The 26,998-nt window shown below is 62.3% G+C and carries 23 protein-coding genes, 6 tRNA genes and 1 pseudogene; 6 read left to right on the top strand and 24 right to left on the bottom strand.

Annotated elements, in window-relative coordinates; translation table 11 throughout:
* Positions 1 to 205 precede the first annotated feature (205 nt).
* Together prfB and EPO09_RS12170 are read right to left on the bottom strand one after the other, a co-directional pair.
* Positions 206 to 1,310 (bottom strand): peptide chain release factor 2 gene (gene prfB / locus EPO09_RS12175; RefSeq protein WP_290643429.1). Its coding sequence is split into 2 segments (ribosomal slippage): positions 206 to 1,228 and positions 1,230 to 1,310, totalling 1,104 coding nucleotides; the frame shifts between segments, so codons are not numbered across the junction.
* 98 nt (positions 1,311 to 1,408) lie between these two features.
* A complete protein-coding gene (locus EPO09_RS12170; protein WP_290643427.1) occupies positions 1,409 to 2,356 on the bottom strand; it encodes an alpha/beta hydrolase in 948 nt (315 codons plus the stop codon).
* Between the two features lie 160 nt (positions 2,357 to 2,516).
* Here EPO09_RS12170 and EPO09_RS12165 point away from each other — a divergent pair, with 160 nt between their 5' ends.
* From EPO09_RS12165 to EPO09_RS12145, 5 genes are read left to right on the top strand one after another with little or no spacing between them, the layout of a single operon-like run.
* Positions 2,517 to 5,750, top strand: coding sequence for an EAL domain-containing protein (locus tag EPO09_RS12165; RefSeq protein ID WP_290643425.1), 3,234 nt, complete (start codon positions 2,517 to 2,519; stop codon positions 5,748 to 5,750).
* 46 nt (positions 5,751 to 5,796) lie between these two features.
* The gene (locus tag EPO09_RS12160) at positions 5,797 to 6,642 is read left to right on the top strand and encodes a thioesterase family protein (RefSeq protein WP_290643423.1); all 846 of its coding nucleotides are present in this window, start codon (positions 5,797 to 5,799) and stop codon (positions 6,640 to 6,642) included.
* A complete protein-coding gene (locus EPO09_RS12155) occupies positions 6,635 to 7,267 on the top strand; it encodes a chromate transporter (protein WP_290643421.1) in 633 nt (210 codons plus the stop codon). Before EPO09_RS12160 ends, EPO09_RS12155 begins: the two co-directional genes overlap by 8 nt.
* A complete protein-coding gene (locus EPO09_RS12150) occupies positions 7,264 to 7,806 on the top strand; it encodes a chromate transporter (protein WP_290643419.1) in 543 nt (180 codons plus the stop codon). The genes EPO09_RS12155 and EPO09_RS12150 overlap by 4 nt, the downstream gene beginning before the upstream one ends.
* Before the next feature lie 24 nt (positions 7,807 to 7,830).
* Positions 7,831 to 8,121, top strand: coding sequence for a GNAT family N-acetyltransferase (locus EPO09_RS12145; RefSeq protein ID WP_290643417.1), 291 nt, complete (start codon positions 7,831 to 7,833; stop codon positions 8,119 to 8,121).
* Between the two features lie 46 nt (positions 8,122 to 8,167).
* Here the strand turns inward: EPO09_RS12145 and epsI are convergent, their stop codons facing one another.
* The 6 genes from epsI to EPO09_RS12115 form a co-directional block, all read right to left on the bottom strand.
* Positions 8,168 to 8,851, bottom strand: coding sequence for an exosortase-associated protein EpsI, B-type (gene epsI, locus EPO09_RS12140; protein WP_290643415.1), 684 nt, complete (start codon positions 8,849 to 8,851; stop codon positions 8,168 to 8,170).
* Positions 8,844 to 9,716, bottom strand: coding sequence for an exosortase B (gene xrtB / locus EPO09_RS12135; protein ID WP_290643413.1), 873 nt, complete (start codon positions 9,714 to 9,716; stop codon positions 8,844 to 8,846). The genes epsI and xrtB overlap by 8 nt, the downstream gene beginning before the upstream one ends.
* Positions 9,713 to 10,630, bottom strand: coding sequence for an EpsD family peptidyl-prolyl cis-trans isomerase (locus tag EPO09_RS12130; RefSeq protein WP_290643411.1), 918 nt, complete (start codon positions 10,628 to 10,630; stop codon positions 9,713 to 9,715). Before EPO09_RS12130 ends, xrtB begins: the two co-directional genes overlap by 4 nt.
* Positions 10,631 to 10,796: 166 nt before the next feature.
* Positions 10,797 to 11,324 carry an FxDxF family PEP-CTERM protein gene (locus tag EPO09_RS12125; RefSeq protein WP_290643409.1) on the bottom strand — a complete coding sequence of 176 codons (528 nt, stop codon included), beginning with the start codon at positions 11,322 to 11,324 and terminating at the stop codon, positions 10,797 to 10,799.
* Between the two features lie 48 nt (positions 11,325 to 11,372).
* Positions 11,373 to 12,725: a 3-deoxy-D-manno-octulosonic acid transferase gene (locus EPO09_RS12120; protein WP_367200068.1), complete on the bottom strand. Its 1,353-nt coding sequence runs from the start codon at positions 12,723 to 12,725 to the stop codon at positions 11,373 to 11,375.
* 36 nt (positions 12,726 to 12,761) lie between these two features.
* Positions 12,762 to 14,150: a phosphomannomutase/phosphoglucomutase gene (locus tag EPO09_RS12115; protein ID WP_290643408.1), complete on the bottom strand. Its 1,389-nt coding sequence runs from the start codon at positions 14,148 to 14,150 to the stop codon at positions 12,762 to 12,764.
* A gap of 127 nt (positions 14,151 to 14,277) precedes the next feature.
* Here EPO09_RS12115 and EPO09_RS12110 point away from each other — a divergent pair, with 127 nt between their 5' ends.
* Positions 14,278 to 15,291 carry a DMT family transporter gene (locus EPO09_RS12110; protein WP_367200067.1) on the top strand — a complete coding sequence of 338 codons (1,014 nt, stop codon included), beginning with the start codon at positions 14,278 to 14,280 and terminating at the stop codon, positions 15,289 to 15,291.
* A 101-nt stretch (positions 15,292 to 15,392) separates the two neighbouring features.
* Here EPO09_RS12110 and EPO09_RS12105 read toward each other — a convergent pair.
* From EPO09_RS12105 to EPO09_RS12030, 16 genes and pseudogenes are all read right to left on the bottom strand, one after another.
* Positions 15,393 to 15,469: transfer RNA gene (locus tag EPO09_RS12105), tRNA-Asp, on the bottom strand.
* Positions 15,470 to 15,519: 50 nt separating this feature from the next.
* Positions 15,520 to 15,595: transfer RNA gene (locus EPO09_RS12100), tRNA-Glu, on the bottom strand.
* 54 nt (positions 15,596 to 15,649) lie between these two features.
* A tRNA-Ala gene (locus tag EPO09_RS12095) sits at positions 15,650 to 15,725 on the bottom strand.
* A 97-nt stretch (positions 15,726 to 15,822) separates the two neighbouring features.
* Positions 15,823 to 15,899 (bottom strand) — tRNA-Asp (locus EPO09_RS12090).
* 63 nt (positions 15,900 to 15,962) lie between these two features.
* Positions 15,963 to 16,038: transfer RNA gene (locus EPO09_RS12085), tRNA-Glu, on the bottom strand.
* 77 nt (positions 16,039 to 16,115) lie between these two features.
* Positions 16,116 to 16,191 (bottom strand) — tRNA-Ala (locus EPO09_RS12080).
* A 165-nt stretch (positions 16,192 to 16,356) separates the two neighbouring features.
* Positions 16,357 to 17,781: a glutamate--tRNA ligase gene (gltX, locus tag EPO09_RS12075; protein WP_290643404.1), complete on the bottom strand. Its 1,425-nt coding sequence runs from the start codon at positions 17,779 to 17,781 to the stop codon at positions 16,357 to 16,359.
* Complete coding sequence (locus EPO09_RS12070) at positions 17,778 to 19,031, bottom strand: O-succinylhomoserine sulfhydrylase (protein ID WP_290643402.1); 1,254 nt, start codon at positions 19,029 to 19,031, stop codon at positions 17,778 to 17,780. The genes gltX and EPO09_RS12070 overlap by 4 nt, the downstream gene beginning before the upstream one ends.
* A gap of 60 nt (positions 19,032 to 19,091) precedes the next feature.
* Positions 19,092 to 20,618 carry an amidophosphoribosyltransferase gene (gene purF, locus EPO09_RS12065; RefSeq protein ID WP_290643400.1) on the bottom strand — a complete coding sequence of 509 codons (1,527 nt, stop codon included), beginning with the start codon at positions 20,616 to 20,618 and terminating at the stop codon, positions 19,092 to 19,094.
* Between the two features lie 24 nt (positions 20,619 to 20,642).
* Positions 20,643 to 21,179 carry a CvpA family protein gene (locus EPO09_RS12060; protein ID WP_290643398.1) on the bottom strand — a complete coding sequence of 179 codons (537 nt, stop codon included), beginning with the start codon at positions 21,177 to 21,179 and terminating at the stop codon, positions 20,643 to 20,645.
* A 31-nt stretch (positions 21,180 to 21,210) separates the two neighbouring features.
* Complete coding sequence (locus EPO09_RS12055) at positions 21,211 to 22,170, bottom strand: SPOR domain-containing protein (protein ID WP_290643396.1); 960 nt, start codon at positions 22,168 to 22,170, stop codon at positions 21,211 to 21,213.
* Positions 22,171 to 22,207: 37 nt separating this feature from the next.
* Positions 22,208 to 23,587 carry a bifunctional tetrahydrofolate synthase/dihydrofolate synthase gene (gene folC / locus EPO09_RS12050; protein ID WP_290643394.1) on the bottom strand — a complete coding sequence of 460 codons (1,380 nt, stop codon included), beginning with the start codon at positions 23,585 to 23,587 and terminating at the stop codon, positions 22,208 to 22,210.
* A 171-nt stretch (positions 23,588 to 23,758) separates the two neighbouring features.
* The gene (accD, locus tag EPO09_RS12045) at positions 23,759 to 24,634 is read right to left on the bottom strand and encodes an acetyl-CoA carboxylase, carboxyltransferase subunit beta (protein WP_290643392.1); all 876 of its coding nucleotides are present in this window, start codon (positions 24,632 to 24,634) and stop codon (positions 23,759 to 23,761) included.
* Between the two features lie 5 nt (positions 24,635 to 24,639).
* A complete protein-coding gene (trpA, locus tag EPO09_RS12040) occupies positions 24,640 to 25,458 on the bottom strand; it encodes a tryptophan synthase subunit alpha (protein ID WP_290643431.1) in 819 nt (272 codons plus the stop codon).
* Between the two features lie 5 nt (positions 25,459 to 25,463).
* Positions 25,464 to 26,711, bottom strand: coding sequence for a tryptophan synthase subunit beta (trpB, locus tag EPO09_RS12035; protein WP_290643390.1), 1,248 nt, complete (start codon positions 26,709 to 26,711; stop codon positions 25,464 to 25,466).
* A gap of 58 nt (positions 26,712 to 26,769) precedes the next feature.
* Positions 26,770 to 26,998 (bottom strand): annotated as a pseudogene (locus EPO09_RS12030) (N-(5'-phosphoribosyl)anthranilate isomerase); the annotation flags it as partial.

The following is a 26,998-nucleotide window of genomic DNA, read 5'->3' as shown; positions in this document are numbered from 1 at the left end:
GGTTGGTTGGCATTGGGTTCCACGGTCATCTTGTTGATGACCAGGGTCTTGGCCGGATCCAGATCGAAGGTCAGATCGACCGTTCGAATCCAGAAAGCCGGCGCCGCATAGTCTTCGCGGCGAATCAGAGGGGCGGTACCTTCACGCATGTCGGAGAGTCCTTTGGATGAAGAACTTCATGGAAGCCGGGTGCAGCGGTAGCTGCTTAAACGCCTTGTTTCAGGCTGGCTTCGATGAACTGGTCAAGATCACCATCCAGCACCTTTTGGGTGTTGGAGATTTCAACGTTGGTACGCAAGTCCTTGATGCGGCTGTTGTCCAGCACGTAGGAACGGATCTGGTGTCCCCAGCCCACATCGGTCTTGGTGTCTTCGAGCTTTTGCTGCTCTTCCTGGCGCTTGCGCATCTCGTGGTCATACAGACGCGAACGCAGGCGCTTCCAGGCGACATCACGGTTGCTGTGCTGGCTACGGCCGTCCTGGCACTGTACGACGATGCCGGTCGGGATGTGCGTCAGCCGCACTGCAGAGTCGGTCTTGTTGATGTGCTGACCGCCCGCGCCGCTGGCACGGAAGGTGTCGGTGCGCACATCGGCGGGGTTGATCTCGATCTCGATGGTGTCGTCGATTTCGGGATACACGAAGACGCTGGCAAAGCTGGTGTGGCGGCCACCGGACGAGTCGAACGGCGACTTGCGGACCAGGCGGTGTACACCGGTCTCGGTGCGCAGCAGGCCAAAGGCGTACTCGCCCTCGACCTTGATCGTGGCGCTCTTGATGCCGGCCGTATCGCCATCGGTGATGTCTTCAACGGTGCAGGTGAAGCCCTTGCGCTCGGCATAACGGGTGTACTGGCGCAACAGCATGCTGGCCCAGTCGCAAGCCTCGGTGCCGCCGGCACCGGCCTGGATGTCCACGAACGCGGGCAGCGGGTCGGCCGGGTTGTTGAACATGCGGCGGAATTCCAGCTCGCCCACGCGGGCAGCCTGGGCGGCCACATCGTCGGCGATCGCTTGCAGGCCGTCCATGTCACCTTCGGACTTGGACATGTCGAACAGCTCGGCGTTGTCTGCCAGACCGGTTTCCAGCTCGGAAATCGTCACGACCACGTTTTCAAGCGACTTCTTTTCCTTGCCCAGCTCCTGGGCGCGCTTGGGGTCGTTCCAGACAGACGGGTCTTCGAGTTCGGCGTTGACTTCGCTCAGGCGGCGGGATTTTTCATCCCAGTCAAAGATACCTCCGAAGCTCGGCGGTCCGCTGGGTCAGGTCGGCAATCTGGGTGCCCAGGGCGTTGATGTGTTCGATGTCCATGTGAATCCTGCGCAAAAAAGGTGTCTGTCGTTATTCGGTTCAAGTCAAAAAGGCCCTGCAGTCCGTGACTGGAGCCTTTTATCAATGAGCTTATTTTCTCATGCGATGGCGGGATCTACCGATTTTAGGAAGTTGGCGATGTGGACTGCCAGCTCTTCGGGCTGGTCATGGTGCAGCATGTGCCCCGCTTTCTCGATGCTTTCCAGGCGGAAATCAGGCACGCGCTTCACACGCTCCAGGAACTCTTCCCGGGAGAATTTGCCGTTGAACAGCATGAAATACAGCGTTTCGGTGCCTTCAACGAATAAAACCGGACAGGCAATGCGTTCCAGAAAGGCGTAGACCTCTTCCACACGGTAGAGGATGGGCTGAGGGCGCTTGTGCGCGGCATCGGCATTGATCACCCAGCGTTCGCCCTCCTTTCTGGCCCAGTGCCCCGCCAGCCACAGGGCAAAGGATTCGCGCAGACGCGGGTTGTTGGCCTGCAGGCGCCTGGCCACCTCGGGCAAGGTGGCGTAGTCCTTGAGCTGCACGGGCTTTTTCAGCTCGTCGAGCCACTTGATGTAGCGATCCGGTGCCTCCTGCGCCTGCGTGGCGGGCATGCCGAAGCCTTCCAGGTTGATCAGCTTGCGGATGCGCTCGGAGCGCACGCCGGCATACAGCATCACCACATTGCCGCCCATGCTGTGTCCCAGCAGGTCGATCTTCTGATTCGGTGCGAGTTGATCCAGCAGCAAGTCCAGATCGCCCAGGTAATCGGCAAAGAAATAGCTGTCGGTCTGCGGCACTTCGGTCAGGCCGAATCCGCGCCAGTCGATGGCCACGATGGGGCGATCTGCCCATCCCGGTTGTTGCCTCAATGCGTCAACCATGAACTGGAACGACGCCGACGTGTCCATCCAGCCGTGCACCATCACCAGCAAAGGCTGCTCGGGCGTGACCCGGGCGGTATCTCCCCAGGTCATCACGTGGTGCTTCAGGCCGCGCACCGTGACAAAAGTGGACGTGGCGTTGTAAGTAGGCACATAGGCCTGCGCGCTGGACATGAGGGAACGGTCTCCAAACTGTGAACTTGTACCGACGTCGCGAACCCCCTTTAAGGGGGAGGTCCCGATTGCCAGCCCCCATCATCGCCGAAGACACTGTTTTTCACCTAAGCTGACCGGCTCAGCGAAACAGACACACATATCGAACGATCCCAGGTCCGTGAGCGCCGTCATCCCATCCAACATGCAGCAGCAGGCTCCCGCCTCCCCCACCGTACCGGCACTTGGCCGGTTCGGGCCCATTGCCATGTCCGTGGCGGCTGTGGCAACGGTGAGCATCGGCTTGATCGCGTGGTCGCACATGGGCTGGCACCACTTGCAGCAACGCGCACACGTGTTTGACACGCTGCTGTCGGAGGCGCAATTCCAGGCGAGGCAAAGCCAGTGGCTGGCCGAGCAACGCGTGCTGGGCCAAACCGATATCAACGACGTGATGGTGGACCAGCCTGCGGCCAAAGCGCAGTCCACCGTGCGCCAACTACACGATGTTGCCCCACCGGCGCTGGATCCGGCCCTGCAGCAGCTGCAAAGCAAGATTGACCTTACGCGCCAGGCGCTGGCCAAACGCTTGCGAACCCCGGCCTTGCTGGATGCCGCGGGCCTGCAGCACGCACTGACCGAGGTGGATGAGGCGGCCCGGATCGTCGCTCAAAGCTGGGCGGCCGAACTGGACGAGGAAACCGAGGCCCAGCACAAGCTCGACAAGATCAACATGGGCCTGGTGGGCGGCATGACCTTGCTGCTGCTGACCCTGATGGCACGCGCCCACCGTCAGCGTGAACAAGCCACCGATGCACTCAAGGCCCGCGAAGCACAGTTGCGCGCCTTTGCGGAGGTGCTGCCCGATCTGGCCTTCCGCATGGATGCCAACGGCCACTATCTGGACATCTACGGCAGCAACCTGCCCCTGCTGGGTCGTCCTCGTGAAGCCATGCTCGGCCTCAACCTGAAGGACTTCTTCCCGCCTGACATGGCCGCACGCTTCATGGGCGTGCTGCAACAGGCACTGCAAACCCGCGTCTCGCAATCGCTGACCTTCACCATCCCGGTCAACCGAGAACGCAAACACTTCGACAGCCGCTGCGCCCCTATTGGCGACACCAACGAAGTCGTCTGGATGATCTGGGACATCACCTCCCGCCGCCAGATCGAACACCGCCTGCGTCGCAAGACGCGCATGTACGACTTCCTCAGCCACGTCAACCAGACCATCGTGCGCTCTGAAAAAGAGGACACGCTGCTGGAGAAAGTCTGTGAAGTGGCCGTGGATCACGGGCAGTTCCGCAAAGCCTGGGTGGCCTTGTTCGACGAAGACGATCGCCGCCACCTGAGCTACGTGGCGCTGGCCGGGGACGCCGCGCCCAGCGAAGCCAGCCTTGACTTCGACCTGCTGCCAGAAGAAACACCAGACGCTGCACTGGACATGGCTTTGCGCCATGGCCGCACCTTCCGCACCCGCAATCTGGGCCAATGCGCCATGCGCCCGGCCTGGACAGACGAGGCCATTGCGGCAGGCATCCCCGGTTGCGTGATCGTGCCGCTGCACCGCGACAACCTGCTGGTGGGCCATTTGATCTTGCTGGGCAAGCGCGTGGACGACCAGGACGCCGACGAGCTCTCGCTGTTCGAAGCCCTTTCAAGCGACCTGTCCTTTGCGCTACACAACCTGCACCGCGAAGCCTTGCGCGATGAAGCCGAAGAGCGCATACGCCTGCACGCCGCCGCACTGGAAAGCACGCAGGACGGCATGATGGTGCTCAGCCGCAACCGCATGGTCGTGTCGATCAACCCGGCCTTCACGGCGTTGACCGGCTATGACGAGCTCGAAGTCGTGGGCAAATCGCCCGAATTCCTGCTGCCTGATCGACCTAACGAAACCTTGGCCGACATGCGTGCCGAGATGATCGGCTCAGGCTACTGGCAAGGCGAGGTCTGGTTCCGGCGCAAGACGGGCGATCTGTTCATGACCAAGCTGTCGGTCAGCGCGGTCAAGAGCAACCGGGGCCGCCCCACCCACTTCGTGGGCGTGTTCACTGACATCACCCAGATCAAGCAGACCGAAGAGCGTCTGGCCAAGATGGCCCACTTCGATCCGCTCACCGAGCTGCCCAACCGCGTGATGATCCACCAGCGTCTCGCGCATGCCGTGAACCTGGCGCAGCGCCATCACACACTGGTGGGCGTGATCTTCATCGATCTGGACAACTTCAAGACCGTCAACGATGGCCTGGGCCACGCTGCGGGCGACAGCCTGCTCAAGCAAGTGGCCCACCGCCTGCGCCAGCGCGTACGCCAGGAAGACACCCTCGGCCGGCTGGGTGGCGACGAGTTCATCCTCGTGCTGGAACACCTGCGCCATCCGCAACAAGCCGCCCATGTGGCCACTGCGATCCTGGAAACGCTCAACCAGCCTTTCACGCTGGACGGCGGCCAGCAGGTCTATGTGCGCGCCTCCATCGGCATCAGTCTGTTCCCAGCCGATGGCCAGGATGCCTCCGAGCTGGTACGCAATGCCGATGCGGCCATGTACGAATCCAAGCGACGCGGCCGCAACAGCTTCAGCTTCTACACCGAAGCGTTCACAAGTGACGCCACCTCGCGCCTGCAACTGGAAACCCGCTTGCGCCGCGCCGTGGAGCATGGCGAGTTCGTGCTGCACTTCCAGCCCATGATCAACCTGGAGACCCGCAAGGTCACGGCCGTTGAGGCCCTGGTGCGCCTGAAAACACCCACAGAAACCAACGCTTGCCTGCCCTCCGTCAGCCCCAACCAGTTCATTCCCGTGATGGAAGAAACCGGCATGATCGTGGCGCTCAGCGAATGGGTCCTGCAGGAGGCCTGCCGCCAAGGCAAGGCCTGGCTGGATGCCGGGCTGGACTTCGGCCGCATCGCCGTGAACCTTTCACCGTCGGAAATCCGCCGCGGCGGCGTGGTCGAGCGACTGTCTCGCATCCTCAACCGCACCGGCCTGCCGCCTGAAAGGCTGGAGATCGAAATCACCGAGAGCGGGCTGATGGAGTCCGGCATGGGTGCAGAGCAGTTCCTGCAGATGTTGCACGCGCTGGGTGTCTTCCTGTCGATCGACGACTTCGGCACCGGCTACTCCTCTCTGGCCTACCTCAAGCGCTTCCCGGTGCACCAACTCAAAATCGACCGCAGCTTTGTGCAGGATCTGCCCGGCAACGACAGTGATGCCCAGCTGGTCAGCACCATGATCTCGATGGCGCACGGCCTGCGCATGAATGTGGTGGCTGAGGGCGTGGAGATGCCGGATCAGGAAGCCTTCCTCGCCAGCCGCGGTTGTGACGTGGTTCAGGGCTACCTCTACAGCCGCCCGGTACCCGCCGTTCAGATCGAGCACATGCTGGAAAATATCGGCGGCGAGCAAAAATAGCACGATCGTTCGATAATGGGTTCCCGTTCAACCAAGCAGGTGCTCCATGAGCGATACACAGCGTGCTACCAAGGCATCCGTCACCACCCTGGCCCAGATCCTGGCTAGCCGTCAGAGCAGCCATAACCATGTCACCTTCATGGTGACAGCCGACTGGGCTCAGGGCCGCACTACTTTCGGCGGCCTGCTGTCTGCACTGGTTGTACAAGCCATGCGCGACGTGTGCGGTGCCGACTGGCCTTTGCGCGCCCTGCAGACCAACTTCGTGGGTCCGGTTGCCCCTGGCGCCATGACGGTGGACGTGACCTTGCTGCGCCAAGGCAAGAATGTGCGGCAAGTGCAAGCCCGCGTGACACAAATCGATGCACAAGGTCAGGAACAGATCGGTGGCGTGTTGCTGGGCGTGTTCGGAACGGGCCGCGAATCGGCCCTGCCCCATCTGCGCCCCGAGCGCCCTGCCGTGGCCAAGGATGAAAACGAAGCCATGAGGTGGCCGTATGTGCCCAATATGATGCCGGCCTTCACCCAGCATCTGGACATCCGTCACGCGGAAGGCAGCCTGCCATTCACGGGATCCAAGGAATGGCACAGCCGCACCCACATTCGCCTACACGAGGTCGAAAACGTGGACGCCGAATTGCAGGCCGTGCTGCTGGCCGACGCCGGCCCCACACCTGCGCTGGGGCAACTCAAGGGATTCGCCCCTGCGTCGTCCGTCTCGTGGGCACTGGAGCTGCGCCCTGTCGAGGTCGGTGATCCCAAGGGCTTGTGGCGCATGGACAAGGATGCCCTGGCTACCGGCGAAGGCTACGTCAACGAGAAAACCCATTTGTGGACGCCCTGCGGCCAGTTGGCTGCGCTGGGTTACCAGGTTGTGGCCGTCTATGCCTGATGCGCCCACGCCAGTGGTCAACGAGCTGGCGCTGGACCGACCACGCTCGTTGTGGCACTTGTTCGTGGCCTTCTCGATCCTGGCGCTGCAGGGCTTCGGCGGCGTGATCGCCGTGGCCCAGCGCGAGTTGTGTGAACGCCGTCGCTGGCTGAGCCCGCAGGACTTCGTCGAGATGCTCAGCGGCGCGCAAGTGCTGCCCGGCCCCAATGTGTGCAACCTGTCGCTGATGATCGGCGACCGCTTCTTCGGCTGGCGTGGCGCACTCGTGGCCCTGGCTGGCATGATCGCGGCGCCCATGGCGCTGATGCTCCTGCTGGCCTGGCTGCTGGGTGAAGCCTCTCACGTCGCACAGGTTCAAGGCCTGATCAAAGGTGCACTGGGCGGCATAGCGGCTGTGGCCGCCGGGCAGATCGTGGGCACCGTGCTCAAACTGGCTGCGCCCATCCAGAACCATGTGCTGGGCTGGCCCACCTGCGCCGCACTGGCGGCCCTGGCCTTCGGCATGATGGCGGTCCTGCACTGGCCGCTGATCTGGGTGCTGCTGGGCCTGGGGTCCCTGACCTGCATGGGCACCTACTGGCTGCTGCGCCGCAAAGCGACACATGCAACAAAGGGCCCGGCATGACGCCGTTGATGTGGGCACCCGACACCTGGTGGTTGCTGTTCGGCCATTTCCTGGCCTTGTCCCTGATGTCAATCGGCGGCGCCATCACACTTGTGCCCGACATGCACCGGCGCCTGGTGGTCGACAGCGGTCTGCTCAGTGACGTTGACTTCACTTCGGCCATTGCACTGGCTCAGGCCGCTCCTGGCCCCAATGTACTGTTCGTGGCCCTGATGGGCTGGTATGCCGGTGGGTTGGGCGGCGCCGTCGTGAGCATGGTCGGCATCATGGTGCCCTCCACCACCCTGGCATTGTCGGTCTCGCGCTGGGTGTCCACACGCAAGCACTGGCTGAGCGTGCAGGCCTTCCAGGCAGGCATGATCCCGGTCACGATCGGTCTGCTGCTGGCCACGGGCTGGCATCTGGCACCATCGGCACAACAACAGCCCCGAGCCCTGCTGCTCAGCATCGTGATCGCCGCGCTGGTCTGGCGTACGAAGATCTCACTGATCTGGCTGGTGGCCGCAGGGGCCGTCCTGGGCGCTGCGGGCCTGGTCTGACGAAACACCTGGATGGAACAACGCATGAGCTCCGCATCAACCGAACTGAACATCATCCACAAGCCTGAAATCGGTCGCTTCGAAGCCATCGTTGATGGCTTGCGCTGCGAGGCCGACTACCGACTGGATGGCCACACCATGCACATGACACACACGGGTGTGCCGGGTCAACTGGAGGGCCGAGGTATCGCGGCTGCACTGGTGAAAGCGGCACTCACCTGGGCTCGTGTACAGGGCTACAAGGTGAACCCGCTGTGCAGTTACGTGCGGATCTACATCAAGCGCCATCCCGAGTGGCAGGATCTGCTGGCCTGATCACAGCTGGCCACACACCAGCGATCTGCGCTCAAGGCCCGGAGCCCTACCAACCCAGCACACGCTGCCGCTGCGCCGGGCTCATCGCCTGAACCATCGCCTGCGCAAATTCAGCGTGCAGCTTGTAGGCACCTGCAGGCTCATCGTCGATGCTGGAAATGCGCACCAACAAGCCATCAGGGATCGCGCCAGTAGCACCCAGCGACAGTTGCCGCACCTTGAACTGCTGCTCATCAACCATCAACTCGTTGCCCAACAAGCGCCAGTAGGTAATCGGCTCAGGCCGCCCCACCATGCTGGCAAACAACCTGGTGACCGCCACTTTGCGCCCCAGCAGTGCCATCTCGCCGGCGTGAACGTTGGCAATGTGAAAGCCACCCGCCTTGTAGCAAACCTCCGGGCGGTGCATCTGCAGCCCAACGGATTGCTGGCGGCCATAGGCCACGGACAACATCACGCGACGGCCATAGGCATCCAGATACGTGCGCTCCAGTACCTGGTCATACATCTGAAAGCGCTTGGCCTGCTCGAACGCCGGGCGAATCAGCGCCGCAGAAGACGGATCCAGACGCCAGGCGCCGAACTGGGCAGGAAAGAGCTGCTCCAGCGGCGTGTTGGCACGCGCCTGAGCCTCGGCCAGCGGCTTGGGCAGGAACACATGACTGAATACCGCCGTCACGATCATGCTGAGCGCCATGAGCCAGGCCGCCGCCTCTTTGCGATCAGCCATGGCGCACATCCTCGCGAGGATCAGGTACGAGCATGCCCAGCAAGGCATCCACACCACCCATCAGAGCCAGCGCCACGGCAAACAACACGATGCCCGCGAAGTTGTGCACGAAGCCTTGGCCAACGGCATCACCAAAGTGATAGGTCACCACCACCAGGATCATGACCCGAAAAACATTGGCAGTGAACGACACAGGCACCGCACACAGCGCCAGCAAGGCGTTGCGCCCCCATGACTGGTGGCTCACCAAATAGCTGTAGAGCAGGCCCATGGCCTCCAGAATGAACATGGAGTGCAGACCGGCGCAGGCCTCGGCCACCAGCAATTGATATTGCCCGACCGTGATGATGACGCCTGTGCGCCCTACTGGATAACCGACCGAGCCCAGGATCAAGGTGGCCAGTGCAGACACGGCTTCTTTCAGGGGTGCAGTCAGCGTCAACACGACCGAAAACGGAATGGGCATCATGAACAGCGCGAACAGCCAGGCAAACCAGGTGCGCTTCAAACCCGCCACGCCCTTGCACATCAACACGATGCTCAGGCTCACCCACCACAAGGCGATCATCTCGATGCGAATGAACTCCTGCGTACGGCCGAAGGCATAAGCCAGCAAGCCGCCCCCCATGGCCAGCATGGCCCACCACGCCGGCTTCACATCGGGCAAGGCGGCGATCTGCGGCCATTCACGCCACATCAACCAGATCACCACGATCAACAGCAGCAGCTCATGCCCCTGGCTGTAAGTCGACCATTGGCCAAACAGATAGTCCCACAAGGTCGGGATCAGCAAGGTGAGCCACGCCCCCCCGATCACCCAGCCCGAGCGACTGACCATGGCGCGCTGACCGCCGGCCAGATTCATGGCGCAGATGCGGTTGCCGCAACAGATGCTGCCGATGCAGCGACCGGCGCCAATGCCCCCATACGCTGGATCTTGGCTTTGCTGCGCAGTGCCGCCATGCCCTTGCTCACGACCTCGCGTCGACTGGTTGCGAGCAAGGCCGCCTGAATCGGACGAGCAGCCACGCTGCGGGTCATGGGTGCGTCTTCAGTGGCCAGAACAGTCAGGATCACCAGACCATCAGGGCGGATCACACCCAGAGATTGACCGGCCTTCAGATAGGCCAGTTGAGGCAGGATATCCATTGGCAAGGCTTCTGCCCACTGGATGCTGTTGCGATTGGAATGCGGCAAGCCCGAGGCCGTCACAAGCTGGTTGGCTGCATCGGCACTGGCCAGGTGCTCCACCTTTCCCTTGAGATCCTTGGCTTGTTCCTCAGAACCCTTGACCATGATCTCCTGCAGCGTATAGCGGCGGCGTTGGGCAAACAGTTCGGGATGCGCTTCGTAATAACGATTGATGGCCTCAGAGTCGGGCGTCACGATCTTGTCAGCCAGTTGATCCTGATAGGCACGCGCCAACACCTCGCGCTTGGCCAGTTCCATCGCCTGCAGAACGCGCGGGCTGCTGTCCAGGCCAGCCTGCCTGGCTGCCTGCGCCGCCAACTCTTGCTCGATCAGGCTGTCGAGCACCTTGGCAGGCGCAGCCTCACCCAGCTGTTCGGCCAAAGCGGGTTGCGATTGCAGCACCGACTGCACCTGGTGGATCGAAATCTCGCTGTCGTTGACCTTGGCCACGATCTGGGAGGCATCACCTTGAGCGGCAGGCTTGTCCTTGGAGGGGCAAGCGGCCAACGTCATCAACAGTGCGACACCCGCAACACGACCCAACACACCTGCGGCGCGATGCACCGACTTGCGACTGAACCAGGGCATTTCAACAAGTCTCCGAAAACAATGTCGAGACGATACAGGATGTACCAGCCTACCCCGAGCATCTTCACACTCGGTGTTGTTCAAGATCTGAAAAAACAAACGGACCCGAAGGTCCGTTTCTGTCGATCATCCGAGGATGAGGGGCGGCATGACCGCCCCGCCGAGATCAGCGCACAGCGCGACGGCGAACCATCAGGCCCACACCAGCCAGACCCACGAAGGTCAAGGCCAGGTCAGCAGGCTCGGGTGCAGCCGAAGCCACTGAGGACGACACGGCCTTGATCGAACCGCTGTAGCTGCCAACGGTTGGCAACAGCCAGTCACCGGATACCGTGCCGTTCACAGCCAGCGTGTAGCTACCAGCCGTCAGCCCAGAGAAGGTGAAAGAGTTGGGCGTGGCGTCTTGACCGATCACGGTCGAGGTCGAACCGGAGGTCAACACCAGCGAGCTGAGGGTAACGTCCTTGGCGAAGAACAGCACGTAAGACGTGTCAGCCGTGGTACCTGTCACCGAACCGGGATTGCCGATGGAGAAGGTGTAGTAGTCAGTGAAACCACCGTTGCTCGTGAACGAGTTACCAAAGGTGGTGGCCGTGTCCGTCAACAGGCCCAGATCCTGAGTCTTGGCATAGGCCTGGGACACCATGGCGGCAAGGGCGATGGCAACAGGAGCAATGCGGGTTGAGAAAGACATAGTTGGCTCACTAATTAACTGATGAGTGAATTGTGCACGGAGTTGTTTCTAAAAGTTATCCCCAGAGTGAGGGGAGACCCCTGCCCAGATGGCGTGCGCCATGCGCTCAGCTGCCCCACGGTGTGCCTGAGCAAAAGACAGGCAGATTTCCGCCATGCGATCACCGTTGTCCGCATTACAAAATTTAACTGCTTTTTTGACCGCTTCGACCAGATTCTGGACGCGAAACGCCGCGCCTGCAGCCTCGCTCAACTCCGCCGCATCCGCAAAATTAAATGTGGAAGGACCCATGAGAATCGGACAGGCACATGCTGCCGCTTCGATCAGGTTCTGCCCGCCGAGCGGTTCGAAACTGCCGCCCAGCAAGGCAACCCTGGCAGATGCGAAATAAGCCGGCATCTCACCCATCGAATCACCCAGCCAGACATCAGCCTGAAGGGCCCGCGCATCGGGCTCGCCATTCACCCAGTTGCTTCGCCGTGACAGCGACAAACCCTTGCGGGCGACGAGCTCAGCGACCTCGTCGAAACGCTGAGGATGGCGAGGAACCACCCACAGCCTGGGCCTGACGGCATCTGCCGGCCAGGTTTGAGACGCCGCCAACCAGGCATCCAGCAAAGGCGCCTCTTCACCCTCACGCGTACTGGCAGCCAGAGCGATGGGGCGCACGCTGGCCTGGCGCCAGGCCTGACCTTGCGCCAGCAGATGCGGCGCCGGCGTCATGTCGAACTTGACGTTGCCGCATACATCCACACGCGGCGCCCCCATCTTCACCAGGCGCTGCGCATCCGCCTCGGTTTGCGCCAGCACGACGCTCAGGGCCTGGGCCGCCGGGCGCATCAAAGCAGCCAGACGCTGCCCTTGCCGCAGGCTCTTCTCACTCAAGCGCGCGTTGGCCAACACCATCGGCACGCCCCTGCGGCGGGCAACATACTGAACGTTCGGCCAGACTTCCGTCTCCATCAGCACACCGACATCCGGGCGATGCTGCAACAGAAACCGACGCACGGCGCCGGGCGTATCAAAAGGGAACCAGGTCTGCACATCGCCAGCCTGAAGCAGGGCCTGACCTGCCTCGCGTCCCGTGGCCGTGCTGTGCGTCAAAAGCAGGCGCATGTCAGGCCGCTGCTGACGCAAGGCCTGGATCAGTGGGGCCGCAGCACGCGCCTCACCCAGAGACACAGCGTGCAGCCAAACGACGGGCCGGCGGCGTACACCCTGCCCCGCGTCATCTCGCCAGGCTTGCCGATATGCCGGGCCATACAGGCCAAGCCGCTGCGGCCATGCCAGCCGGTATCCGGGCTCGATCTGGCCGCGCGACCAGATTCGCCACAGATAGGCAGGCGTAGCCAGCCTCAGCACCAGGCTGTAAGCCTGGCGTGCCAGCCAAGGCTTGATCACCGATTCAATCAACAACGGCAGACGATGGCAATGCGGTCAGTGCGCCGATGCGCCGACGTGGGCGTCCGGCTTGACTGCCAGGATCTGAGCCATGAAGTGCTTCTGGATGCGCTCCAGCGCTTCCTGAGTCTGGCCTTCGAAGCGCAGAACCAGCACCGGCGTGGTGTTGGATGCACGAACCAGGCCGAATCCGTCTGGATAGTCAGCGCGCAAGCCGTCGATGGTGGTCAGGTCGGCACCTTCAAAAGTAGCTGTCTGGCGCAGCTTCTCGATGACCGCGTGGTGCTCGCCCTCTGCGCAAGACACGTTCAGCTCAGGTGTGCTGAAGCTGGTGGGCAAGGCATCCAGCACGGCGCTGGGATTGGCAACCTTGCTGAGGATTTCGAGCAGACGGCCGGCCGTGTAGGTGGCGTCGTCAAAACCGTACCAGCGCTCGCCAAAGAAAATGTGGCCGCTCATCTCGCCAGCAAATGGCGAGTTGAGTTCCTTGAGCTTGGCCTTGACCAGCGAGTGCCCCGTCTTGTACATCGTGGGCACGCCGCCAGCTTCGCGAATGGCAATGGCCAGACGCTGGCTGCACTTGACGTCAAAGATGATGGGCGCGCCGGGAACACGCGACAGCACGTCCTTGGCGAACAGCATGATCTGGCGATCCGGGAAAATGTTGTGGCCGTCTTTGGTGACCACACCGAGGCGATCGCCGTCGCCGTCAAAGGCCAGGCCCAGCTCGGCGCCATGCTCTTTGACTGCCTTGATCAGGTCTTCCAGGTTCTCGGGCTTGGATGGATCAGGGTGGTGATTGGGGAAGTCGCCGTCCACTTCGGAGTACAGCTCGATCACTTCGCAGCCTAGCGCACGCAGGATGCCAGGGGCCGATGCACCGGGGATGCCGTTGCCCGAGTCCACCACGATCTTCATGGGGCGTGCCAGCTTGCAATCGCCCGTGATGCGCTTGGTGTACTCGTCCAGCACATTGAGCTCGACCAGGCTGCCAGCGCCCGTGGCGTAGTCTTCCTTTTCGATGCGCTGACGCAGGCCCTGGATGTCATCGCCGTAAATGGCGCGACCAGCCAGCACCATCTTGAAGCCGTTGTAATCCTTGGGATTGTGGCTACCAGTTACCTGGATGCCGCTGTGACAACCTTCAGCGCCACGCGTGGCTGCCACGTAGTACAGCATGGGTGTGGTCACGGCGCCCAGATCGATCACGTTGATGCCGGTGGCGCGCAGGCCACGGATCAAGGCGCCGCTCAGGGAAGGACCGGAGAGACGGCCATCGCGGCCAATGGCCACGGCCTTTTCACCCAGCTTGAGCGCCTCGGTACCAAAGGCACGGCCCAGGTGCTCGGCCATGGCCTCATCCAAAGTCTGCCCGACGACGCCCCGGATGTCATAGGCCTTGAAGATGGATGCGGCAACTTGCATGGTGGTCCTTCGCTTTAAATGGTTGGTGTCATCCCGAAAGGGAGGATTTTAGGGAACTGCAGATGTCAGATGGTGAATCCGGGCAACAGTTCATCCTTTTTCAATCCTTTTCCGAGATCGATCCCCCATGAATCGATGTGATCGGCAGGCCTTGCACGATCCCGGTAGGATGGCACGCATGAAACCCAGGGACGTGATCGAATTGCTGTTTCTTGCCGCCATTTGGGGCGGCTCTTTTCTTTTTCTTAGGATGGCATCGCCCGCGGTCGGCCCGCTGGCCGTGGCGGCCTTCCGTGTCACCGGCGGGGCCTTGATGCTGCTGCCACTGGTGCTCATCAGTCGGGAGGGGCCGGCCTTGTGGCAGCATGCGCCTCAATTGCTGGGCGCAGCCTTGCTGTCTTGCATCCTGCCGTTCATGGGCTTGGGGCAGGCTGCCCGTCACCTGCCTTCGGGGCTCTTGTCCATCTTGAACGCGACCACGCCCATGTGGGGTGCGCTGGTGGGTTGGCTGTGGGCAGGAGAGAGATTGTCAGGTTTGCGGGCCATCGGCCTGGCCTTAGGCTTTGTGGGCGTGGCCTTGCTTGCTGCAGATGGACATCAGTTCTCCGCCGCAGGCGCACCGTGGGCGGCCGTGCTGGCACTCGGGTCCACGCTGATGTATGCCTTTGCCGTGCATTACAACAAGCGCTTTCTGAGCCATCTCAGCCCCCTGACAAACTGCGCGGGCACGCTGACCATGGCCAGCGTCGTGCTGATGGCGCCGGCCTTGTGGGTCGGACCGCCGGCTGCCCATACCGCGACACCTGCAGGCCTTGTCACCGCGGCAGCCTGGAGCAGCGTGCCACATCAAGCCTGGCTGGCACTGATCGCACTGACCTTGGTGTGTACCGGCGTCGCGTATCTCATTTTTTACAGGCTGATCGACCGCGTCGGCGCCAGTCGGGCCCTGACCGTGACCTTTCTGATCCCCGTGTTTGGCATGCTGTGGGGTGCGCTGTTCATGAATGAACACATCACAGCGACGATGGTGGGCAGCACCGGCTTGATCCTGCTGGGGACGTGGCTATCGAACCAGGGCGCAACCTTGCCTGCCCCGAGATTGAATCCCCCTGCTGCCTCTCAATTGCCAAGCTCAAGTTGACCTCGTCTGTCGTGAGTGCCCCCGCGCGCGCTGAAGCCTGCCAGACGCAAAAGACGCAAAGCAAAAAGCCCTGACGCTTGCGCATCAGGGCTTTGCATTTTTGGCGGAGTGGACGGGACTCGAACCCGCGACCCCCGGCGTGACAGGCCGGTATTCTAACCAACTGAACTACCACTCCGCAGTGGCAGACGACTTCGATTGCACATGCAATCCAAGCGCCGTCAAACTTGGCGTCCCCTAGGGGATTCGAACCCCTGTAGTCACCGTGAAAGGGTGGTGTCCTAGGCCTCTAGACGAAGGGGACTGAAACTACAACTAACTGAAACCGACTCTGTGCCAACCTGACGCCACTATTTAATGGTGGAGGTAAGCGGGATCGAACCGCTGACCTCTTGCATGCCATGCAAGCGCTCTCCCAGCTGAGCTATACCCCCATCGTATCTTTCGACTACGGCAGGGCGCCAAACCGGCACCGAGACTGTTCCATTTTTGAACTTTGCTGTGTCACCAGCAAGGCTCATTTAAAGAGCTTGGCGGAGTGGACGGGACTCGAACCCGCGACCCCCGGCGTGACAGGCCGGTATTCTAACCAACTGAACTACCACTCCGCAGTGGTTTAACTAACCTGACAACTGCGCTGATCTTGCGATCAGCCAAGTGCTGTCAAAACTTGGCGTCCCCTAGGGGATTCGAACCCCTGTAGTCACCGTGAAAGGGTGGTGTCCTAGGCCTCTAGACGAAGGGGACTTAAATCCTTCATACAACCTGATCGACGCTCAACTCGGCAACACTGCAACCAGACCACCTTCCAGCTTTTGGCTGTTTGGTGGAGGTAAGCGGGATCGAACCGCTGACCTCTTGCATGCCATGCAAGCGCTCTCCCAGCTGAGCTATACCCCCTCATGAATTTGATCTTGCGATCTGCATCTTCGGGTTGCCCGGCTGCTTTGTTGTTTCGAACAAAGCGTCGTTCAAGCGAGACTGAGAGTATATACCGATTTCTACGTTTTGCGCAAGGTGACGCTTTTTTTAAACGATTTTCTGCAAATAGTTCGATTTGAGTGATCAGGCGCGCAGGCGCTGGATCACGGCATCACGCTCGAACAAGGCCAGCACGGCATCCACAGACGGCGTCTGCGCACGGCCGCACACCAGCAGGCGCACAGGGATCGCCAGTTGCGGCATCTTGATACCGAACTCGCCGATGGTGTCCTTGATGGCCTGGTTGATGGCAGCCTTATCCCACGCGGCCGTTTCCAGGCGGGTGGCTAGGGCGGCGATGGCGGGCTTGACGGCATCGGTCACTTGCGCGGCCAGCTCTTCAGCTGGTGCGGCCACCGAGGCCACGTACATGTTCAGCCAGTCGGCCAGTTCCACCGTGGTGGCGCAACGGTCCTTGAACAAGGCGCACATGGCTTGCAGCTTGTCGCCAGCTTGCAAAGAAGCGGGCACGGCCACGCCGCGCTGGGCCCACTGCTCACTCACCAGCTTGGCCAGCAGAGCGTCATCGGCGGTCTTCATGTGCTGCTGGGCCACCCAACGCAGCTTGGCTTCGTCGAACTGGCCGGCGCTCTTGCCCAGGTGATCCAGGTTGAACCACTCGACCAACTGAGCGCGCGAGAAGATCTCGTCGTCGCCATGGCTCCAGCCCAGGCGGGCCAGGTAGTTCACGATGGCATCGGCCAGATAGCCTTCATCACGGTATTGCGTGACGGCCTTGGCGCCATGGCGCTTGCTCATCTTCTCGCCTTGCTCGTTGAGCACGGTGGGCAAATGGGCGTACACAGGCGGCTCCTGGCCGAGGGCGCGCAGGATGTTGATCTGGCGCGGCGTGTTGTTGACGTGGTCGTCGCCGCGGATCACGTGCGTGATACCCATGTCCATGTCATCGACGACGACGCAGAAGTTGTAGGTGGGCGTGCCCACGATGGAATCGGAACCTTCAGCAGCCGGACGCGCGATCACCAGGTCATCAAGTTCATCGTTGCTGATTTCGATGCGGCCTTTGACCTTGTCTTCCCACACCACCGAACCGCCTTGCGGGTTCTTGAAGCGCAGCACGGGCTTCACGCCTGCTGGCACGGGCGGCAATGTCTTGCCGGGCTCTGGACGCCAGGTGCCGTCATAGCGCGGCTTTTCCTTGTTGGCCATCTGGCGCTCACGCAGAGCATCCAGTTCAGCCGAGGACATGTAGCAGGGATAGATCAGGCCCTTGTCCAGCATTTCTTGCACGACCTGCTTGTAGCGGTCCATGCGCTGCATTTGGTAGAACGGGCCTTCGTCGTGGTTCAGGCCCAGCCACTGCATGCCCTCCAGGATCACGTCCACGGCGGCTTGCGAGGAGCGCTCTTCGTCGGTGTCTTCGATGCGCAGGATGAACACGCCCTGGTTGGCGCGCGCAAAGGCCCATGGATACAGGGCCGAGCGGATATTGCCCAGGTGGATGAAGCCGGTGGGCGACGGGGCAAAGCGGGTGCGAACTTGTGTCATACGTGCAAGCTGTCAAGACCACGGGCCAGGTCGGCCGTGAGGTCGTCAATGTGTTCCAGGCCGACCGAGATGCGGATCATGCCCTGGGTGATGCCGGCAGCCAGGCGCTGCTCTTCGGCGAGTCGGCCATGCGAGGTGCTGGCCGGATGGGTGATGAGGGTCTTGGTGTCGCCCAGATTGGCAGTGATGGAACACAACTGGGTGTGATCGATCACATGAAAGGCGGCCTTGCGCAAGGCTGCAGCATCGGCACCCTGCCCGGCCTTGGCCGTGAAGGACACCACAGCACCGCCGCAGCCGTTTTGCTGCTTCATCGCCAGTTCATGCTGAGGATGGCTGGGCAGGCCTGGGTAGTAGACCTTGTCGACCGCAGGCTGTTGCTCCAGCCACTGGGCCAGCTTCATCGCATTGGCGCTTTGCGCCGCCATGCGGATGGCCAATGTCTCCAGACCCTTGAGCACGATCCAGGCATTGAAGGGTGACAGGCTCATGCCTGCACCACGCATCACGGGCATGAAGGTGCCGTTGATGAGCTTGTCGCTTCCGCAGATGGCACCGGCCAGCACACGGCCCTGGCCGTCCAGGTACTTGGTGCCGGAGTGGATGATGAGGTCAGCCCCCATCTTCACGGGTTGCTGAATGGCGGGCGTGCAGAAGCAGTTGTCCACGGCCAGCAAGGCGCCGTTGGCGTGGGCGATATCAGCCAGGGCCTGGATGTCGCAGACTTCAGTCAAGGGATTGCTGGGCGTCTCGGCAAACAGCAGCTTGGTATTGGGCTTGACGGCGGCGCGCCACTCGCTCAGATCGGTTTGCGACACGAAGGTGGTCTCGACACCGAACTTGCCGAACTCGCGTTCGAACAGCACGATGGTGGCGCCAAACACGCTGCGTGAGCAGATGACATGGTCACCCGCCTTGAGCAGGCCCATGATCATCAGCAAGATGGCGCTCATGCCGCTGGCCGTACCAATCGCCGCCTCGGTGCCTTCGAGGGCAGCCAGGCGGCGCTCGAACATCATCGTGGTCGGGTTGGTGAAGCGGCTGTAGACGAAGGCTTCTTCTTCGTTGGCAAAGCGTGCCGCCGCCGTGGCCGCATCGGGGTGCGTGAAGCTGCTGGTCAGGAACAGCGCCTCGGAGTTCTCGCCCCATGGCGAAGCCGGCAGGCCTTCGCGCACCGCCAGCGTCTCGATGCGGGCATCGGCTGGCAGAGCTTTGCGCGGCAGTTTTTTCTTGGGTTCAGATTGGGCCATGCGGCCTCCTATCGGCCTGGCCGCCAAAGCGGCTCGGCCTTCTCTATCTATCGACCGAAATCAGTCAGGACGGTTCTGCAAAGCCAGGCGCGAGTTGGAGGCGTCATCCTCACCCTTTTGCGTCAGGCGTTGCGATTCGATGGCAGCGAAGTCAGCGGCGCTCACGTCACCGGTGATGTAGACGCCATCAAAGCAGGACGCCTCAAAGCCCTTGATGGCCGGGTTGAGCTTGGCCACTACTTTCTTCATCGCGTCCACATCCTGATAGATCAGCGCATCGGCGCCGATGATCTGGCGGATGTCTTCCAGCGTGCGGCCATGAGCCACCAGTTCGGCCTTGGTAGGCATGTCGATGCCGTATACATTGGGAAAGCGCACAGGTGGCGCAGCCGATGCCAGGTACACCTTGTTGGCGCCGGCTTCACGGGCCATCTGCACGATTTCCTTGGAGGTGGTGCCGCGCACGATGGAGTCATCGACCAGCAGCACGTTGCGGCCCTTGAACTCCAGCCCGATGGCATTGAGCTTTTGACGTACCGACTTCTTGCGCGCGCCCTGACCCGGCATGATGAAGGTGCGGCCCACGTAGCGGTTCTTGACGAAGCCTTCGCGGTAGGGCTTACCCAGCTTTTGAGCCAGTTGCATGGCAGACGGACGGCTGGATTCGGGAATGGGAATGACCACGTCGATCTCGGATGGCGGCATGGTCGAGACCACGCGCTGCGCCAGGGTCTCACCCATTTCCAGTCGGGCCTGGTAGACCGATACACCATCAATGACGGAGTCCGGACGGGCCAGGTAGACGTACTCGAACATGCAGGGGTTGAGCACGGGGTTCTCGGCGCACTGCTGGGCATGCACGACGCCGTCCAGGTCAATGAACAGCGCTTCGCCCGGTGCCACATCACGCACCAAACGGTGGCCCGTACCTTCCAGGGCGACTGACTCGCTGGCCACCATGACTTCACGGCCTTCCGGCAGATCGGCCTCGCCGTAGCACATGGGGCGAATGCCAAACGGGTCGCGGAAGGCGACCAGGCCGTAACCCGCGATCAGACAGATCACGGCGTAAGAGCCCTTGATGCGCTTGTGCACGGCGCGCACGGCTGTGAACACGGCAGCAGGCGTCAGCGGCAGCTCACGGCCTGCCAGTTCCAGCTCGTGGGCGAACACGTTGAGCAGCACTTCGGTGTCGCTGTCGGTGTTGAGGTGGCGGCGGTCGATGTCGAACAGCTCCTTGCGCAGGGCATGGGCGTTCGTCAGGTTGCCGTTGTGCACCAGCACCAGCCCAAAAGGTGCGTTCACATAGAAAGGCTGGGCCTCTTCTTCGTTGAAGGCATTGCCTGCTGTCGGGTAACGCACCTGGCCCAGACCGGCGGTGCCCGGCAGGGCTCGCATGTCACGGGTACGGAAGACGTCCTTCACCATCCCGCGCGCCTTGTGCATGAAGAACTTGCGACCGTGCGCATCAGGACCTGCCGTCACGATGCCGGCTGCGTCCTGGCCACGGTGCTGCAACAGCAACAGCGCGTCATAGATCAGTTGATTGACAGGCGTCTTGGAAATCACACCAACGATGCCGCACATGGTTCACCTCTTGCAAATCAAAACTCAAAAATCGGATGGCTGCTCGGGCAGGAACTTGATCACCTGCTCGGGCAACACGGGGCGAAGCCCCTTCAAAATCACCTGCATCCACGCGACACCGCGCGATGCCTGCCAGCTCGGCCACTTGGCCACCGGTGTCATGCCCACCAGGGTCACGACCACCAGCGCCACGACCACGCCGCGCATCAATCCAAATCCCGCACCCAGCACACGATCAGGCGCGCTCAATGCCGAGGCCCTCACCACCTGGGTAATCGCCCACGATATCAGGGCCCACCCCAGCCAGGCGAGGACAAAAACCACGATCATCCCGGCCAGCACGTTCAGGCGCTCCCCGGTTTGACCAATCGGCAGCACCTGGCCCATCTCGGAGCCAAACCACTGCGCCAGAAAATACGACACGCCCCAGCCCGCCAGGGACAGCATTTCCGTCACCAGGCCACGCCAGGCACCCACCACCATCGACAGGCCCAGCCCGACCAGCAAGATCAGGTCAGGCAGGGTCCAGGCATAGGCCCCCGTCTCGGTCACACCGTCCACCTTGTGCGTCCTTCGGTTCTGCTCGGGTCGATCACAAAGTCAGGATGGCGCCGGTCAAGCCGGCCTTGCGCATCGTGGCCATGGCTTTGTCGGCCTCGGCCTTGTCTGCGTAAGGGCCCATGCGGACACGAATGCGTTTACCGGCAGGTGTGTCCACCTGCTGGGTGTAGGTCTTGAGCCCCAGACGTTCGACCTTCATGCGCGCTTCGTGTGCGGTGTTCACGTCGGCGAAGGCGCCGAACTGCACGACGTAGCGGGTCGAGGTCTTGTCCTTGTCGGCGGGCTTGTCAGCCGGTTTGTCCGCCTTGGCGGGGGCTTTGGCTACTTCCTTGGCAGAAGCCTTGGGGGCGTCCTTGCCTGATGCCGGCTTGCTGCCATCCTTGTCCTTCGCGGCCACTTTGGGCGCGTCTTTGGCCTTGTCCTTCGCGCTGTCCTTGGCACTGTCTTTGGCGGCGTCTTTCACCTGAGGCCTGGCTGCGGGTTTGTCGGCCTGCTTCTCAACGGGCTTGCTCGCGGGCTTGGCAACCGCTTTGGGCGCTTCAGCCGGACGAGAGGCCGCCGCTCTCGGCACCGGCTCATCCACCACCTGCTCGACCGGTTCGGCACGACGCTGGCCGGCCGCCGTCGCTGGTGCCGGCTCTTCCTGAACTGCAGTTGGCGCCGAAGGCTCAACAATATTGGACACGGCCACCCGGCCCGCCACGCTACGAGGCGAACGCGCTGGCGCCACGCCACTGATCTGCACATCGCCGCCCTCGCTGGCGCCCTGCACGATCTGCACGTCCGGCGACATGGAACGCGGCTGGGTCTCGAACAACCAGGGGAAACCGATCACGCCAGCGCCCACCAGCACCACCATGCCCACCAGACGGCGCCGCGCGCGGGCCCGTGTGGCCTCTACGTCAGATGGCGTCAGCGGCACAGCGTCGGACGCCCCCTGGCCCGAGGAGGACTTTCGACTGAAGCGCTGGAAAAACGAAGGCAGCGGCATGCTCGGTGCTTGGGGTGAAAGAAGGGCGACGGGTTGATCAGGCAGCAGGCATGTGAGGCGCATTCAGCTTGGGCAAGCCCTCATGCAACACGCCGCCTACGGTATAGAACGACCCAAAGACCACGATTCTATCCGTGGGGTCCGCTGCGGCCAGCGCCGCCTTGAGAGCGGCCATCGGATCGGCGTGGGCAGAAACTGTCGCTTTCGGTGCCGTGGCCAGAGGTTTCGCTGCGATTTCTGCTTCGATGGCCTGCTTCAGTTGCTCGGCCGTGGCCGCACGCGCAGTAGGCAGATCGCAGCAATACCAGGCGTCCACCAGCGGGCGCAACTTGGTGATCATGCCGGCTGCATCCTTGTCGGCCATGGCGCCCCACACGGCATGCGTGCGCGGGAAGAAGCCCATCTGGTCCAGGTTGGCAGCCAGCGTCGCGGTGGCATGCGGGTTATGGGCCACATCCAGGATCAAGGTAGGTTGCCCCGGGATGATCTGGAATCGCCCTGGCAGCTCGACCGTGGCCAGACCGGTACGCACCGCTTGCGCCGATACTGGCAGCCGGTTGCGCATGGCCTCCAGCGCTGACAGCACGCCTGATGCATTGAGCAACTGATTGGCGCCGCGCAAGGCCGGATAGGCCATGCCGTTGAAGCGCTTATTGCGCCCACCCCAGGACCACTGCTGGCGGTCACCCGCGTAGTTGTGATCACGCCCGAACAGCCACAGATCGACGCCCAATTGCGCAGCGTGATCGACCACGCTTTGCGGCGGCTGAGGATCGGACACCACCGCAGGGCGCCCTGCCCGCATGATGCCGGCCTTCTCGCGCCCGATGGACTCGCGATCCGGCCCGAGGTAATCCATGTGATCCAGATCGATGCTGGTGATCACGGCGCAGTCAGTGTCGATGACGTTGACGGCGTCCAGGCGCCCGCCCAACCCCACTTCCAGGATGACGGCATCCAGGCCGGAGGTGGCCAGCAAACGCAGGATGGCCAGGGTCGTAAACTCGAAATACGTGAGCGCGGTATCGCCCCGAGCCGCCTCAATGGCCTCGAAATGGGGCACCAGATCGGCCGCATTGACCGGCTCGCCCATGATGCGGCAGCGCTCTTCAAAATGCACCAGATGCGGCGAGCCGTACACGCCCGTCTTGAAGCCGGCGTTCAGCAAGATGCCTTCGAGCATGGCGCAGGTCGAGCCCTTGCCATTGGTACCCGCCACCGTGAACACCACAGGGCCATCCAGCCCATCGTCTTCGCGGCCCATCGGCGTGCCCAGCGTGATGCCGGTGCGCTGCCAGACCTGCCCGACGCGCTCCAGGCCCATGTCGATGGTGACCGGGTGCAGGCGCTCGCAGTGCGACAACCAGGCATCCAGGGTGCGAGGGGCAGAGGCGGTGATGTCAGTAGGCTGGCTCATGGGAATCTCGACCACGTGGGGGCGCAGACAGGGAAAACAATCGAACAAACAAAAAACAAAACGGGCTGCATCCAAGCGCAGCCCGCATGTTGAAACCAGATGGATCCGTTTGCTGGCCTGGGGTCAATTCAGGGCGCAAACCACCTGCTGGCTCATGGAGACATCACACCATCAGGCAGCCACCGCATCCGCTGGTTGACGCGTCAGGATCGCCAACTGGCGCGCAATTGCCATGCGCAGTTCCCGGCGATCGATGATCATGTCCAAACCACCCTTTTGCATCAGGAACTCGGCGCGCTGGAAGCCTTCAGGCAGCACTTCACGCACGGTGTTCTCGATCACACGGGGGCCAGCAAAGCCGATCAGGGCCTTGGGCTCACCGATCACCACATCGCCCATGAAGGCGAACGAGGCCGACACGCCACCCATGGTCGGGTCGGTCAACACGCTGATGTAGGGCAGTTTGGCCTTGGCCAGGCGGGTCAAGGCGGCATTGGTCTTGGCCATCTGCATCAAGCTCAGCAGGCCTTCCTGCATGCGGGCGCCGCCCGTTGCAGTGAACGAGATGAACGGGGTCTTCTGATCGACCGCAGCCTCGACGCCGCGCACAAAGCGCTCGCCCACCACGGAGCCCATCGAACCGCCCATGAAGTCGAACTCGAAGCAGGCTGCCACCACAGGGATGCTGTGCACCGAGCCGCCCATCACGATCAGGGCATCGGTCTCGCCAGTGGCTTCCATACCTTGCTTGAGGCGATCGGGGTACTTCTTGTTGTCGCGGAACTTCAGCGCATCAACCGGCAGCACTTCCTGGCCCAACTCATAGCGGCCTTCGGCATCCAGGAAAGCGTCCAGGCGAGCACGCGCGCCAATGCGGTGATGGTGGCCGCACTTGGGGCACACGTTCACATTGGCTTCCAGGTCGTTCTTGTAGAGCACCGTTTCACAAGACGGGCACTTGACCCACAGCCCTTCCGGCACCGAACGACGCTCTGCAGGGTCGGTCGGTTGAATCTTCGGGGGCAGCAGTTTTTCGAGCCAACTCATGATGTTCAGCCTTTCAAGGAATCAAGGGCCGCACGGATTTCAGCGATGAAATCACGCCCGGCAGCCACCACCGTGTCCGGGGTCTGCGCTTCCAGCAACTGGACGATGCGCGAACCGATCACGACGGCGTCCGACACAGCAGCCACCGCCTTGGCAGTCGCTGCATCACGGATACCAAAACCCACGCCCACCGGCACGCTCACGTGCTGGCGGATGCGGGGCACCATGTCGGCCACGGCAGCGGTGTCCAGGTGACCAGCACCCGTCACGCCCTTGAGCGACACGTAATACACATAACCAGCCGCCACACGGCCCACATCGGCCATGCGCTGCTCGGAGGACGTCGGCGCCAGCAGGAAGATGGGGGCCAGATCGGCCGCCTTCAAGCGGGCAGCGAACTCCTGGCACTCTTCAGGCGGGTAATCGACCACCAGCACGCCATCCACGCCGGCTGCCTTGGCATCACGCACAAAGCTGCCCGCACCGTGGCGCAGGTCATAACATTCGATCGGGTTGGCGTAGCCCATCAGCACGACGGGCGTGTCCGCGTTCTTCGCGCGGAAGGCCTTCACGTCGGCCAGCACGTGGGTCAGCGAGATGCCCTTGAGCAAGGCGCGCTCGGCTGCCTTCTGGATCACGGGGCCGTCGGCCATCGGATCAGAGAAAGGCACACCCAGCTCGATCACGTCGGCGCCGGCATCGGCCATGGCCAGCATCAGCTCGACCGTCTTCTCGGGGAAGGGATCGCCGCAGGTGATGTAGGGGATCAGCGCCTTGCGGCCTTGTTCCTTCAGCGTGGCGAAGGTCTTGTCCAATCGGGTCACGGCACTCATGCTGCACCGCCCTTCACGGATTGACCACGGCAGGAGGGGCGGCAGTAGAACTCCGCGCCGCTCAGGTCGGCCACGGTGCCGATGTCCTTGTCGCCACGGCCAGACAGGTTGACCAGCACATGCTGATCAGGGCGCATGGTCGCGGCCAGCTTCATGCCATAGGCCACGGCATGGCTGGACTCCAGCGCCGGGATGATGCCTTCGGTACGGCACATGCGGTGGAAGGCTTCCAGCGCCTCCTTGTCGGTGATGCCCACGTATTCAGCACGACCGATGTCTTTCAGGTACGCGTGCTCGGGGCCCACGCCAGGGTAGTCCAGGCCGGCCGAAATGGAGTGCGTCTCGGTGATCTGGCCGTTCTCATCCTGCAGCAGGTAGGTGCGGTTGCCATGCAGCACGCCCGGCACGCCCTTTTGCAGCGACATGGAGTGCTTGCCACTCTCGTAGCCTTCGCCGGCCGCTTCCACGCCGATCAGGCGCACGCCTTCGTGCGGGATGTAAGGATAGAAAATGCCCATGGCATTGCTGCCACCGCCCACGCAGGCGACCACGGCATCAGGCTGGCGACCGATCATCTCGGGCATCTGCTGCAGGCACTCTTCGCCGATGACGCTCTGGAAATCACGCACCATGGCCGGATAAGGGCTGGGGCCCGCCACCGTACCGATGATGTAGAAGGTGTTCTCGACGTTGGTGACCCAGTCGCGCATGGCTTCGTTGAGCGCGTCTTTCAGGGTCTTGCTGCCGGATTCAACCGGGATGACCTTGGCGCCCAGCAGGTGCATGCGGTAGACGTTGGGCGACTGGCGCTTCACGTCTTCGGCACCCATGTAGACCACGCACTCCAGACCGTAGCGCGCGCAGATGGTGGCCGTGGCCACACCGTGCTGGCCGGCACCGGTCTCAGCGATCACACGGGGCTTGCCCATGCGCTTGGCCAGCAGCGCCTGGCCGATCACGTTGTTGATCTTGTGCGCGCCCGTGTGGTTGAGGTCTTCGCGCTTGAAATAGATCTGCGCACCACCCACTTCCCGGCTCAGGCGGTCAGCGTGGTAGATCGGGCTGGGGCGGCCCACGAAGTGCTTGAGTTCACGGCGGAACTCGGCCTGGAAGTCCGCATCGTGGCGATAGTGCTCGTAGACGTTCTTCAGTTCATCCAGGGCATAAATCAGGGTCTCGGAGACAAAGGTGCCGCCGTAAGGCCCAAAGTGGCCCTTGGCATCGGGCTGGTCGTATTTCAGCATGTCACTCTCATTGAACTCACCACGCGGCGCAACACCCTTGCAGGTGCAGGCTCCGCCCTCACGCGGCTTCGGCACATTGCCGATCGGCCGCCCGCACGGCCTGACAGAACTGGCGCATCAGCGCGGCATCCTTGATGCCCTTGGCTGCTTCCACGCCAGAACTCACATCCACGGCCCACGGCCTCAAGCTGATGACCCCATCCTTGACGTTCTCCAGGTTCAAACCACCTGAGAGGATCATGGGTGTGGGCAGCTGTTTTGGCAACAGGGACCAGTCAAATACCTTG

The organism is Aquabacterium sp. (genome assembly GCF_004297345.1).
In the GTDB taxonomy this organism is placed as follows: Bacteria; Pseudomonadota; Gammaproteobacteria; order Burkholderiales; family Burkholderiaceae_C; genus Aquabacterium.
Note: the sequence above shows the minus strand (reverse complement) of the source record. Positions and strands in the feature narration are given on the sequence as shown.